This window comes from Kribbella yunnanensis, assembly GCF_039529655.1.
GTDB lineage: Bacteria > Actinomycetota > Actinomycetes > Propionibacteriales > Kribbellaceae > Kribbella > Kribbella yunnanensis.
Window position 1 is genome coordinate 75,853 of record NZ_BAAANF010000006.1, and the last position, 12,301, is coordinate 88,153.

Genomic DNA, 12,301 nt, shown 5'->3' on the forward strand with positions numbered 1-12,301 from the left:
TGATCATCGGACGTCACGACGGCTGACGCGTGTGCGATGAAGAGGCTGGGCAACCGTTGGCCGATCGCGAGTGATGAGAACTGTTCGGGTGGAAGCGGGAACGAGCTTGCCGGCCTTGTCCCGCACGGCAACCACAACCCGGCAACCCCAAGCAACGTGAAGCCGCGGTCACCGACCGCACCATCCAGCTCAGCCACCGCGTCGCCCAGCCATGCTGTCTTTGTAGTCGGCCGGAAGTGGCGATCAGCCACAGCGGACGTCCCCGGCCGAGTTCTTTCGCGCCTGTGCCCCGACTCGACCGCCGAAGGCGGCCGACAAAGCAAGAAGGCGGGCCACGCAGCTGGCTGAGCCGCTTGGCGAGGCCCGGCGACCGCGGCTCCACGTCGTCCGGGGCTGACGGGCTGTGGCTGAGGCGCGTGACCCTCGAGTCTTGCTTTGGTCGGTTGTTTTGAGGGCCCTCTGGCGACGATTTCCTTCCGACCAACGCGCCAGACATCCCCCGGGAGCCGAGACCGCGGGCCAGCAGTCACCTTGAGCACCCCTCAACCACCTTGCGACCGCGCGTGGTTGACCCGTGCACAACGTCGTACCGGCTCTTGGTGGGAGCCGAAGGGCCGCCGAGTGGCAGGACGGGTGCTTAGTTGGCCCGCGACGGCGTAGATCCGGTGGGCGCCGGGGCCGGGCGCGGCTGGAACATCCGTCGGATCAACCCCACCACCCTCGAATGGACCGCACCCCACGGATTCGTCTGCCATGTCGACCCGACCGGCACCCACCGCCTGATCACGTCCGAGGGCTGACGCTGCGGCCGGCTTGGAGGAGGGCGATGCCGAGGGCGGTTAGGGAGTGCCAGACGGCCAGGCCTTGGCGTTCGGTGGTGATCAGGCCGGCTCCGCGCAGGACGGTCGCGTGTTCGCTCGCCGTACTGCGGGAGACGCCCAGGCCGGCGGCGAGGTCGGACGTCGTACAGCCGTCGGCGATCGCGCGCAGCCCGGCGGCGCGGGTGCTGCCGATCAGCTCGCCGAGGCCGTTGCCTGAAGCAACCGACTGCGGGTCGCCGCCGAGGCGGCCGGAGGGGTAGATGACGACGGGTGGGAGCTCGGGGTCGTACATGGTCATCGGGTTGTGCCAGTTGAAGTACGACGGGATCAGCGTCAGCCCTCGTCCGTTCAGGTGGATGTCTCGACTCGTCGGGCCGTTGACCTCCAGGACCGGCGGTTCCCAGCGCAGGGCGGGGCGCAGGCTGCCGAGGAGGCCGGAGATGCCGTCGTCGCTGTGGAGTCGCGTGCGGAGTAGGTACTCCGCGCGGACGCGGGCGCGGATGGTCGGCCAGTACGGCGCGAGGGCGCGGTCGTAGTACGTCTGCATCGCCGTACCGAGGGCAGTCAGGTCGGCCGCCCGCCCGTTCGCGAGCGCGGCAACCCAGGCGGCCGATCCCCGCGGGGGTGTGACCAGGTCGAGTTCCCGGCGCATCCGCTGTCGTGGCGTGCTCAGCACGGTGTCGAGGCCGGCCGTGAACCCGGCCAGCCCTTCGATCGGTGTCATGAAGTCCGGGAAGTACGCACCGGCCGGCGCGACCGGGGCGAGCGTCGTACGGATCATGTGCTGGAAGGCTTCGTCGCGCGGCAGACCCTTGCGCCACGGCGCGAAGTACTGCGGCTGCCGAGGCTTCTCCCCCTGCAGCAGGTGCAAGCTGAGCATCAACTCCCACAGCGGATCCGGCTCCGGCGCGATATGCGTCCGGGCCAGATCCGCCGCGGTGAAGTGAATCCGTACTGTCCCCATCGCTGCCGTGCCTCCCCTGCGGCACGCTGCTGGGCGAGGGCCGGCGCGCCGAGGTCCCATGATGCAGCCTCGGCCGGTGCGTGGGAAGGATCGATCGGTGCCTAAAGGATTAGACGCCGCGGCACTCGTAGCTGCGGATGTACGCGACGTCGTCGGTGTCGATCTTGTACCAGCCGGCGCCTTGTACCTTGGTCCCCTCCCAGCCCCAGAAGTTGTGAATATCTACCCAGAACGTGCAGCGGTACGGGACCTCGTAGGCGTCGACATCACCCCATCCGTTGGTGCTGCTGTGCGGGCTCAGCCCGCGGATCTGGCTCGGGCACGATGAGCCGAGCGGCTCGTACCTGCTGTCGCTGCACCAATTCATCGCGACCCGGATGCCGAGGCTGGTCTGGTTGTCGACGGTGCCGCACATCGAGCCGACACACGCGCCGGCGTTTGCTGCCGGTGCACCGGTCAGGGTTGCTCCGGTCAGGACGGCGATCGCGGCAGCCGAACGCATGAATGCCTTCTTCACAGCTGTTCTCCTTCTCATTGACCTGCTTGCAGGGCGGTCCAGGTTTGGGGGCCGACTTCGCCGTCGACCGGGAGGCCTCGGGTGGTTTGGTAGTCGCGGACTGCTTGTTCGGTGCCGGAGCCGAAGTCGCCGTCGATGCTGATGGAGCGGCCGAGGGCGGCGGTCAGGGCTCGTTGGAGGCGACGGACTTCGAGGCCGGTTGAGCCGCGGGCCAGGTTCGGTTGCCAGCCGGCTGATAGCAGCGCGGTCCACGTACGGCGGCCGACTTCGCCGTCGACGCCTAGTCCATGAGCCGACTGGAAGGCCCGTACGGCGGTGTCGGTGCGGCTGCCGAAGTCGCCGTCTACCCCGCCGGCGTCTCGGCCGTCGTCTTTCAGCAGGTATTGCAGGGCGCTAACTGCGGGACCGTTCGCGCCGGTGCGGATGGTCGGATAGGTGGTGAAGTCGCGATTGACCGCCGGTTGGAGGTCGACCTGGTTGCTGTCGATGTTGATCGTGCGCCCGCCGTGCGTCTCGTTGTGGTCACCGGCGTACTGGTGGATCCGTTGGTGGTTTGACCAGTACGTCGCCGGCACGTACGAACCCGTGTCGGTGTCCGCCTTGTTGTTCCACCAGGCGAAGTCGATCACGTCCGGCCGCGCGTACGTCGCGGATCGGTACACGTTGGCCAGGTCGCGGATCCCCGATGCTGCGCCGGAGTAGACACCGGACAGGTACGACGACTCGTGCAGCCGCTCGGTCCATCCGGTCAGGTAGCTGAGCACCGCCGTACGGCATGCGGTGTTCGAGCTGTCGTAGTGCTCCATGTCGTTGTACAGAAGGGTTCCAGCCGCCAGACCGAGGTTTCCGGCGCGTGCGATCGCATCGCCGCCTTCGGATCGGCCTTGGGAGCGGGCGACCGCGGGATCGGCGGACATCTTGAACGACTGGGTCGTCGTGCATGGGGCTTGGCGACCGACGTACAGGGGTAGGAGGTGCCAGCCAGCCGAGACCTGCGCGCTGACCCACGACGGCGTCAGGTTTGCCTGGGTCTTGCAGCCGCGGCCATCGCCGCCGAAGTAGACCCCGACGGACCGGTACGGCGAGGACAACCAGGCCTGCATCGTCGCTGACGACGGCGTGTCGCAGGTGTCGAATGCCTTGCCTGCAAAGGATGTCGGGCTCGCCCACGTGAGGGTCGGCGTGACGACCAGGACAGCCAGGCTCAGGGCCGCGATTCGTAGCCGTCGCATGTCAGTTGAAACAGCCGGTGGTGGGCAGATTCGCAGGCGCCGGTGGGACCCCACCGTCGTACAGCGAGATCAGGTACTTCTGCGGGCAGCGGTAGCCGCCGTTCACCTTGATGTGGAAGTGCAGATGTGGTCCCTGCGCGTTGCCGGATGCGCCGGTCGTCCCGATTCGCTGTCCGGCGGACACCGGCCCGTTGCTGATCGCGATCGACTCGAAGTGGCAGTAGGTGTAGCGCACATTGCCGACATCGATGTTCACACCCAGTCCGCACTTGGACTCGCTGATCCGAGACGCCGTACCGGACACGATGGCGTACGCCGCCACCTGGTTCACCGGCAGGTCGATGGCTGGGTAGGTGTGGTCCACGTCGTCGTACTCGGTCCGGGCGAGCGCGCCGCGCGGGAGCGGCAGGCTGTAGCCGGCCGGGTAGCCGGGGAAGTCGCCGATCAGGGTCTGCCAGGTGAGCGGTCCGACCTGGCCGTTCGCGTCGAGGCTGTGTGAGGACTGGAACGACCGTACGGCGGCGTCCGTGTTCCCGCCGAAGTCACCGTCGACCGTCAGACCATGCCCGTACCGGTTGAGTTCGACCTGCAAGGCCTTCACAGCCTCACTGTTCGAACCGCGTTGTACCGTGACAATCAGCTTCGACCAAGTGTTCGGCCCGATCTGACCGTCGGACCCCAGACCGTTGGCGGACTGGAACGCCTTGGCCGCGGACTCGGTACCGCCACCGAAATCGGCATCGGCGCTGATGTCATGTCCGTGGTGGCGCAGCAGGTACTGCGCCGTGGTGACGATCGGGCTGTACTGGCCCTTGACGAGATTTGGCCAAGCAGGCAAGGCCGCAGCGGTTGTGGTCGGCAGGACGAGTCCGGCCGCAACGGCGATCAAAGCCGTGAGAAGGCCGAGCACTCTGGAACGTTTGGACACTGGAGGTTCCCTTCAGCAGGAGTAGCTGGAGTTCGGGTGGACGGACTCGCAGTAGCGGACATGCAGGTGGTCGTCGTGGTTGTCCTGCGACTGGACCAGGCCTTCGCTGATGAGCACGGGGTCGTTGAAGAAGATGACCTTCACCCGGCCGGTGGCGCGGATCGCCTGGATCAGTTCGCGCGTCGCCGTACGGCTGTATTGCACGTCGAACCTGCTGATCCGGCTGGTCCCGGTGCACTGGGCGTGGTCGTTGCGCATCAGCTGGACATCGGCATCGAGCCCGACCTCATGGCTGGCGTGGTCCGGGATGTTGCCGCCGTGTTCGAAGCTCAGGTCGCGGGCAGCCACCGGTCCGAGCCCACTCGAGTAGACCCGGCCGGCCGCCGCAGTCAGCTGCCCGACAGCGGCCGCGGTACCCCAATGGGCGCTGTCCCCGTTGACGTCCGACGCCTTCGTGCAGATCGCCGCGACCTCAGGCCGATCAACAAGCTGGTAATGCCAGATCAAGTTCCGCCAAGTGATCGGTCCGACCTCACCGTTGTCCTCGATCCCCGCGTGCCGCTGGAAGTCGACCACCGCGGCATAAGTCGCCGGCCCGAACGAACCATCAACACTGAGCCCAAGACCCCGCTTCACATTGAGCTGACGCTGCAAAGCCCGTACGGCGTTGTTGTTGTCCCCCTGGCGGAGAGAGACCGCCAACGCGCCCCACGTATTCGGCCCGACCCGCCCATCGGCCCCCAGCCCTCGAGCCGTCTGGAATGCGCGAACCGCGGCATCCGTCCCAGACCCGAAGTCCCCGTCAACAGCAACCGTCTGCCCAGCATGCACGAGCAGTTGCTGGATCGCCTCCACATCGGCGCCCCGACTCCCCTTACTCTGAGTCGGCCAAGCGGCCTGCGGAAACGCCTGCGCGGTGAGACTGCCACCCACCAGCAACAACCAAGCCACGACAAGCAGCACCCCACCGCGCACTGCCATCATCGGTACGGCGGATCTCGACATGATGTTCCTTCGCATGAGCCGGATCTGACCGACTCAGCGTGGCCACCACGCCTACTCCCCCGCCAAGCTATTCGCCGACGGCCGAAACCCTCAACTGACCTTGGCGGCAGCGTGCAGAGCGAGACCATCCTGCGCACCGACATCAGCGCGGAACCAGCCACCAGCGTCGACGGTGTAGATCGGGCCGGTGCAGTTGCCCGGCGTGAAGTCGCCGTGGAAGACGTCGCAGTACCGGCCTGGTGCCAGGTTGGTGTGGAAGCTGCGGCCGGTCAGGGCAGAGCCCTCGTCGTTCAGGATGAGGTAGCCCTTGTCGCCGCGACCGAAGGCGATCGCGTCGTTGCCGTTGTCCCACCACTCGGTGACCGCGGTACCGCGGGTGATGTTGTGGAAGGCAACCATGTTGGCGATCACGCGCCACTCGTGCTCACACCGCCAGCGGTTCGTGAAGCACGTGGTGTCCGTCGTGCGGCCGTCGCTCAATGACGGCGGTCCCTGGTCGTTCGAGGTGTACTCGTAACTGGACATGACCGTCGGCGTCCCGTAGGTCCAAGCGAGCATGAAGGCGTTCGCCATCGCGTAGCGGCCGTTGTCGCGGAAGGTGAGCACGCCACTCCCCCGCTGCGTGTCGTGGTTGTCCGTGAAGACGACCGCCTTGTTCGACGGCAGTGGCGATGCGAAGGTCTTCAGATACGCGAGCCGCTCGTTGTTGAAGATCTTCGCCAGGTCCTGCCCGTAGCGGAATTCGTGCACGTCGCCGTTCCCGACGTACTCGTCCGGCGTCACCGGCTCGCCCGGGCCGTAGATGACCTCTTGATACAGGTACGCCGGTCGCGACAACCGCGCCTTGATCGCGGCGATGTCCGCGGCCGGCATGTGCTTGGACGCATCGAGCCGGAACCCGTCGACCCCGATCGAGAGCAGATCGTTCAGGTACGCCGCGATCCGGCCGCGCACGTAGTCCGAACCAGTCGCCAGGTCCGCGAGGTCGACGAGCTCGCAGTTCTGCACCTCGTAGCGGTCGCCGTAGTTGACGATGTCGTCGTTCCCATTACGGCCGCAGTGATGGAAGTCCTGCGTCTGATAGATCCCGGGATAGTTGTAGTGCGTGTACGACGACCCTGCGCTCCCGGTCCCGCCCGACGATCCACCGGTCATGTGATTGATGACGGAGTCGACGTACACCTTCACCCCGGCCGCATGGCAGCTGTTGACCATCGCCACGAAGTCCGCCCGGGTACCGCGCCGGGTGTTGTCGATCTTGTAGCTGACCGGCTGATAGTCCTGCCACCACGGGTAGCCCTGCCCCGGCAGCACGACATGCTCCTGCGGCGGCGACACCTGTACGGCGCCGTACCCGCGCGGGCCGAGGAAGGCGCCGCACTCGCGGCCGACCGACTTCCAGTTCCACTCGAACAGCTGCACGATGACGTCCCGCGGCCCGTCCGGCGTCGCCGACGCGGTCGGCAAACCGACAACGGCCAGCACGGTCCCCAGCAGTACGACGAGTGCCTTCCGCAGCATCATCGATCCAGTCTCGCAGCGAAAGTGCGACCTGTCGTGAACCGAACGTGTCGCCCGACCATCAAAGCCCTCCAGTACGACACACTGAGGACGAATTTCGGAGGGCATGATGAATCGGAGTATCAAGTTGGCCGGGCTGGTGGCGAGCGTTTCGGTCGCCGCGGTGGTGGCGGGTGCGCTGGTGGCGGCGCAGCAGACGCCGACGCTCGCCTCGGCGTCGGGCGGCGACGTGAACCCGATCGACAGCACCACGAGCACCACCACCTCGAAGCCGTCCACGACGCCGAGCAAGTCGACCGAGTCTGCACCGAGTGGTGCGCTCAAGCAGACGCTCGACCTGACCAAGCTCAAGCAGGGCGCGGCCCCGAAGACGTCGTACGTCGACGGGCGCACGGTGACCGTCGGTACCACCAAGTTCCTGCTGCCGGTCTCGGACGGTCAGGTCTGGGGCGTGGCACGGACCGGTGGCGGCGGTGCACTCGTTCTGCACCGGCCGAACGAGAACGGCAGCGATGTCCTCACCACCTGGAGCGGTGGCGCCCGCAAGGGCAGCGTGAAGGATGTGTCGACCGTGCGTTCCGCGGCCGATCAGGCGAGCAGCGCGTATGCCATCCAGCCGGCCAAGGCCGACGGAACCCCGCAGCCGAAGTTCACGCTGGTGTGGCGGGACAACCCCAGCGGTACGACGGAGTCGCTGCAGCGCACCGGCGAGCACGAGCCGCTCATTCTCGCCGTCCAAGGCTCTGAGGTGTACTTCGCCGCGTCGGACAAGAACGAGAAGCAGACGCTGTACAAGTGGGTCGCCGGCGATGTCGTCGTGAAGCCGGTCAGCGGTGTGCCGTCGCCGGCCGCGGTGTCGTCGGACCTCCAGCTGGCCGCGGCCGTCACGTCGGTGGCTGACGATGGAAGCTGCAGCGCGCTGATCGACCTCGCGGAAGGCAAGAAGCGCTGGACGACGTGCGAGTACGGCGTCGACGAGTTGCGCGGCGGAAGCTCCTTCGCGGTCGGCGGTCCGGCGTACCAGGACGGGTACGGTCTCGGCCTGGTCGCCGCGCTCGACATCAAGACCGGCAAGCTCGTCCGGGAGTGGTCCGGCCGCGAGGCGGTCACGATCGTCGACTTCGAGCAGGAGGACGCCGATCACATCCTGGTGACGGCTGAGCAGGGCGGCAAGACGGCGATCGCCCGCTGCACGCCGAAGACCGGAGCCTGTGAACTGGCCACACCCCTCAAGAAGGGCACCGGCAACACCGACAACCGCCCCTACTTCTTGGGCACGTAGGTCACCGAGTCGAGGACCTGCACCGCCTGTGCAGCGTCCTCGGCCCGGACCTGGATCCGGATCAGCGAGCCGTTGATCTTCTTCACCCGCTCGAACGTCGTCATACCGGCCGGGCACTCGGCGTACTTCGCGGTTGCGGTGTTGGCCTGCTCGTTGCGATCGAGTGTGGCGGCGCAGCCCGTGGGACCAGGAAGTGCAGCGGCCAACGGCACCTCTCCGTCGGGCAGCACACCGGCGAAGACGCCAGGCACCTTTGAACCCGGGTCGCTCCAGGAACTGTTGTTGCCGCTGACCAGGAGAGCCGGGAGCTGGCCGGTCGCACCCTGCGGTTTCCAGCCGCTGCCGGACCGGGTGCTCGTCCATTCCCGCGGAAGCTCGACCGACAGGACTTGCTGTTGATCCACGACTCGCACCCACTGACGCTGTACGCCGTACTGCCAGCCGAGGTAGCCGCCGGCGCCACCCAGCAGTGCGGCCGCGACAGTCGCTGCCACCCAAGGATTGATCGAGAACCGGCGGGTGGTTTCCGGGACCTGCGCAGCCGCGTGCAGGGCTTCGGCGAAGGAACGGACATCGGGCCAGCGCTGCTCGCGATCCTTGTTCAGACCGCGCCGGATCACCTCGTTCACCGCGGCGGGGACCGTCTCCAGCGGCGGTGGCGGGCCATCCACGGCCAACACGGCCGCGAGCGTCGTGGCGCCGTACGGGGGTTGTCCGGAGAGCGCGGCGTACGTGACCGCGGCCAGTGCATACAGGTCGGCGCGCGGATCGAGTACGTCGCCGCGCACCTGCTCGGGGGCGACATAAGCCGGGGTACCGCCGGGCATCGTCACCCGCGACACCTTGTCGAGCGACTTGCCCAGGCCGAGATCGCCGAGCATGGCCCGCTCACCGGTCGGCGTACTGCGAAAGAGCACGTTCTCCGGTTTGACGTCGCGATGCAGAACGCCCTGGTCGTGCAACTCCTGCAGGCCGGAGCTGACGTTCTCGATCACTTCCAGCGTGTCGGCGAGCGGCAGCGGGCCTTCCTTGATGCGGTCGGCGAGCGTGCCGCGGTCGGCGTATGTCAGGACGAGGAACGGGCGGCCGTCGTCGGTGGTACCGCTGTCGTGGACACCGACGACGTACGGCGACTCGACCTTCCGCAGGAACCGGCCTTCCTCGACGAAGCGACGCCGTACGTCGAGATCGTCCACCCAGTGCTCGGCCAGCACCTTCACCGCGACTTCCGCGTCGAGCTGCTCGTCCCGAGCCAGCCAGACGGCGGCGAACCCACCACTGCCCAACCGCCGGAGCACGGCGTAGCGGCCAAAATGAGAGGGCTGAACCATGGGCGCCATTATGAATAGAAACCGTATCCTCAACCACATGGCCAACGACGGGGACGCGCTCGACGACCTTGCTCGGCGCGCTGCGCAGGACCCGGCGTTGCTGGACGAACTGATCCGGCAGGTGCAGCCGCAAGTGATGCGGATCTGCCAGCGGGTGCTCCCGCATCGCGCCGACGCCGAGGACGCCTGCCAGGATGCGCTGCTGGCGGTCGCCACGAAGGTCGGTACCTTCTCCGGGCGGAGCCGGTTCAGCACCTGGGTACACGTGGTCGCATCGAACGCCGCCCGCGAGACCTACCGGCGGCTGAAACGACGTGCGGTCGAGAACCCGGCGGCGTGGCAGGAAGATGACCGGCCGGCAAGATACGACCGTCCCGACCCGCGGACGACCAGTGTGGTCGCCGGGACCCGGCTGGATCTGCTCGACGCGCTCGAGCAGCTCGAGCTCGATCTGCCCGAGACTGTCACTTCGGTGGTCCTTCGCGACATCTACGAGCTCAGCTACGACGAGATCGCCGAGCAGGTCGGCATCCCGGTCGGGACCGTCAAGTCCCGGATCAGCCGGGCCAGGGTCTCGCTTAAGGCACAATTACTCCCCCGTCAGGAGTGATCTCACCCTCGGCGGTTTCGCCGATCGCCCGCGGGCCCGTAGGGTTTCGAACGTGTCTATCTACGATGTCGCCACATCAGACCAAGATCTGCCGGAAGTAGAAGAGCGCGCATGGCGTGAGGTGTCCGATATCGGAGTGGCCGCCGCACGCGTCGAGTGGGCCGGTGCCGCCCGCGAGATGCTGCTCGTCGCGGCCAAGAAGTACCAGTCGCTGGTGCAGCTCAAGGACCTCGCCGTCGGCGTGCAGGAGCTGACCGGTATCCGGACCAAGCAGCTCCCCCGCCTCTGGATCGGCGGCACGCTCGCCGAGGTGTACGCCGAGAACCTGCGCCGCGGTGAACCGATGCTGCCGGCGCTCTGCGTCAACCCCGACGAAAGTGTCTTCGAGGGGTACGCCGCGATCGTCGGCGCCGCCACCGGTGACACTCCCGCCGACCCCGACGCGCACGCCTCGCACGAACGCCTCGCCGCCTACCGCCTGTTCGAGGCGACCAACCTGCCGTCCGACGGCGGCAGCGCGATGATCCCGGCCAAGCTCGGCGCCGCCCGGGCCCGCGCCCGCAAGGCCGCCATCGCCGAGCGCCCGATCAAAGCCTGCCCGAAGTGCAACCTGCAGACCCCGGCCAGCGGAATCTGCGACACCTGCGACTAGTCGCTGCCAGGTCGCGGTGCTGCCACGTTGAACCAGGCTCGGAGTCCGGCTACCCGGCGCAGGACGAGTTGATCCAGCAGCAGCACCGCGATAAGCGTGATCCCGAACAGCGGTAAGAAGAGTGCAAGGGCCACGACCAGGACGGCCAAGGCGGGCGTGGCTCGGAGCGGAAGGCGCCCGCGGGGTGCGCCGAGTGCCTTGCCTTTCGGGCGGCGGCGCCACCACATCAGCGGCCCGGTGACGCACATGAAGACGACACCGATGCAGAAGACCGTGGTGACCCAGAGGTTCAGGGTGCCGAACCGGCGGCCCTCGTGCAGAGCGATGCCTTGGGCAACCACTTTGGCGAGTGCCGGGTAGTCGGCATAGCCGTACGTCGACACGACGCGGCCGCCGTACTGGTCGACGTGCAAGGTGCGTTCCTTGCCGGGGTCGTTGAAGGCGTAGCCGATCGCCGAGTAGACGCCCTCGTCATCGGCGGGCAGCGCGATCGTCATCGGCCGGCGCAGGCCGTTGCGCTCGCCGACCGCGATCGCGGTGTCGACGGTGGCCACCGACCGCTTCTTGTCCGCCGGGTTCGATCGCGGTACGTCGGTCTTGCCCAGACCCCACGGGACCGCGTGGCTGTGCGGGAGGGATTCATCCAGCGTCGAGGTCGGGTTCGACAATGCGCCGGGGTCTTCGGCCCAGAACGACGTACCGGCCTTTGTCGTCACAAGCTCTTGGGTCTGCTTGCCCCAGACGCCGGTCCAGGGCAGGCCGGAGACGATCAGGAACAGCAGACCGATGCCGAGGACCGCGCCAGTGCGGCCGTGTCGGGACCGCAGTACGGCGCCCGCCGCGCCGGCCGCTCGGCGTCGCGCCCGGGCGACCCGGCCGCGGAGGAAGAGGAAGTAGCCGGTCAAGGCCATCACGATCGCCCAGCAGGCGGCGATCTCGATCACGTAGTCGCCCCACCGGCCAGCCATCAGTTCGCCGTGCAGCAGGATCGCGCCGCCCGACAGCGTGGTGTCCGGGTTCAGCGCGCCCAGCACCTTGCCTTCGTACGGATCGACGAAGACGTCCCGCGGTCCGGCTTCGGTGTCGACCGAGAAGACGGTCGACCGGTTCGGCGCGGACGGCTCGGTCATCGAGACCACGGTCGCGTCCGGGAACGCCTGCCGCACCTCGTCGAGCTGGGAGGAATACGGCTGCGCGACGAGCCCGGCAGGCTGCTGGACCTTCATCAGGTCGGCGTGCAACATCGGCTCGATCTGGAACCGGAACAGGTAGATGAGCCCGGTACCGGCCAGGATCAGCAGCATCGGGATCACCAGGAAGCTGGCGTAGAAATGCCACCGCCAGAACGCCCGGAACAGTCCCGATGCCTTCCCGCGCGGACCGGTCTTCTCCGCCTCGACCGGCACCGGGGCCGTCGCCACTTCGCCCACTTCCACTC

The 12,301-nt window shown here is 67.5% G+C and carries 11 protein-coding genes; 3 read left to right on the forward strand and 8 right to left on the reverse strand.

Translation table 11 applies throughout. The features are described 5' to 3' along the window. Positions 1-783 precede the first annotated feature (783 nt). The 6 genes from ABD231_RS09895 to ABD231_RS09920 form a co-directional block, all read right to left on the reverse strand. Entirely contained in the window at positions 784-1,785 is a 1,002-nt protein-coding gene (locus tag ABD231_RS09895; protein WP_344148507.1) for an ArsR/SmtB family transcription factor, read from the reverse strand. Positions 1,786-1,894: 109 nt separating this feature from the next. Next, a complete protein-coding gene (locus ABD231_RS09900) occupies positions 1,895-2,302 on the reverse strand; it encodes a hypothetical protein (RefSeq protein ID WP_344148510.1) in 408 nt (135 codons plus the stop codon). Positions 2,303-2,316: 14 nt separating this feature from the next. Next, positions 2,317-3,534: a glycoside hydrolase domain-containing protein gene (locus ABD231_RS09905; protein ID WP_344148513.1), complete on the reverse strand. Its 1,218-nt coding sequence runs from the start codon at positions 3,532-3,534 to the stop codon at positions 2,317-2,319. A gap of 1 nt (position 3,535) precedes the next feature. Next, on the reverse strand, positions 3,536-4,444 hold the full coding sequence (locus tag ABD231_RS09910) for a peptidoglycan-binding protein (RefSeq protein ID WP_344148516.1): 909 nt from the start codon (positions 4,442-4,444) through the stop codon (positions 3,536-3,538). Between the two features lie 30 nt (positions 4,445-4,474). Then, on the reverse strand, positions 4,475-5,467 hold the full coding sequence (locus ABD231_RS09915) for a penicillin-insensitive murein endopeptidase (protein ID WP_344148519.1): 993 nt from the start codon (positions 5,465-5,467) through the stop codon (positions 4,475-4,477). A gap of 90 nt (positions 5,468-5,557) precedes the next feature. Continuing rightward, on the reverse strand, positions 5,558-6,991 hold the full coding sequence (locus tag ABD231_RS09920; protein WP_344148522.1) for an alpha-amylase: 1,434 nt from the start codon (positions 6,989-6,991) through the stop codon (positions 5,558-5,560). Between the two features lie 106 nt (positions 6,992-7,097). Here ABD231_RS09920 and ABD231_RS09925 point away from each other — a divergent pair, with 106 nt between their 5' ends. Next, complete coding sequence (locus ABD231_RS09925; RefSeq protein ID WP_344148525.1) at positions 7,098-8,270, forward strand: hypothetical protein; 1,173 nt, start codon at positions 7,098-7,100, stop codon at positions 8,268-8,270. Here ABD231_RS09925 and ABD231_RS09930 read toward each other — a convergent pair. Continuing rightward, positions 8,252-9,601 carry a serine/threonine-protein kinase gene (locus ABD231_RS09930; RefSeq protein WP_344148528.1) on the reverse strand — a complete coding sequence of 450 codons (1,350 nt, stop codon included), beginning with the start codon at positions 9,599-9,601 and terminating at the stop codon, positions 8,252-8,254. The two genes, ABD231_RS09925 and ABD231_RS09930, sit on opposite strands and share 19 nt — an antisense overlap. 37 nt (positions 9,602-9,638) lie before the next feature. Between ABD231_RS09930 and ABD231_RS09935 the strand changes: the two genes are divergently transcribed. After that, positions 9,639-10,211 (forward strand): RNA polymerase sigma factor, encoded by a 573-nt coding sequence (locus ABD231_RS09935; RefSeq protein WP_344148531.1) that lies wholly within the window; start codon positions 9,639-9,641, stop codon positions 10,209-10,211. Positions 10,212-10,263: 52 nt separating this feature from the next. Beyond that, entirely contained in the window at positions 10,264-10,863 is a 600-nt protein-coding gene (locus tag ABD231_RS09940) for a hypothetical protein (RefSeq protein WP_344148534.1), read from the forward strand. Here the strand turns inward: ABD231_RS09940 and ABD231_RS09945 are convergent. Continuing rightward, entirely contained in the window at positions 10,860-12,293 is a 1,434-nt protein-coding gene (locus ABD231_RS09945; RefSeq protein WP_344148537.1) for a PepSY-associated TM helix domain-containing protein, read from the reverse strand. The two genes, ABD231_RS09940 and ABD231_RS09945, sit on opposite strands and share 4 nt — an antisense overlap. Positions 12,294-12,301 lie beyond the last annotated feature (8 nt).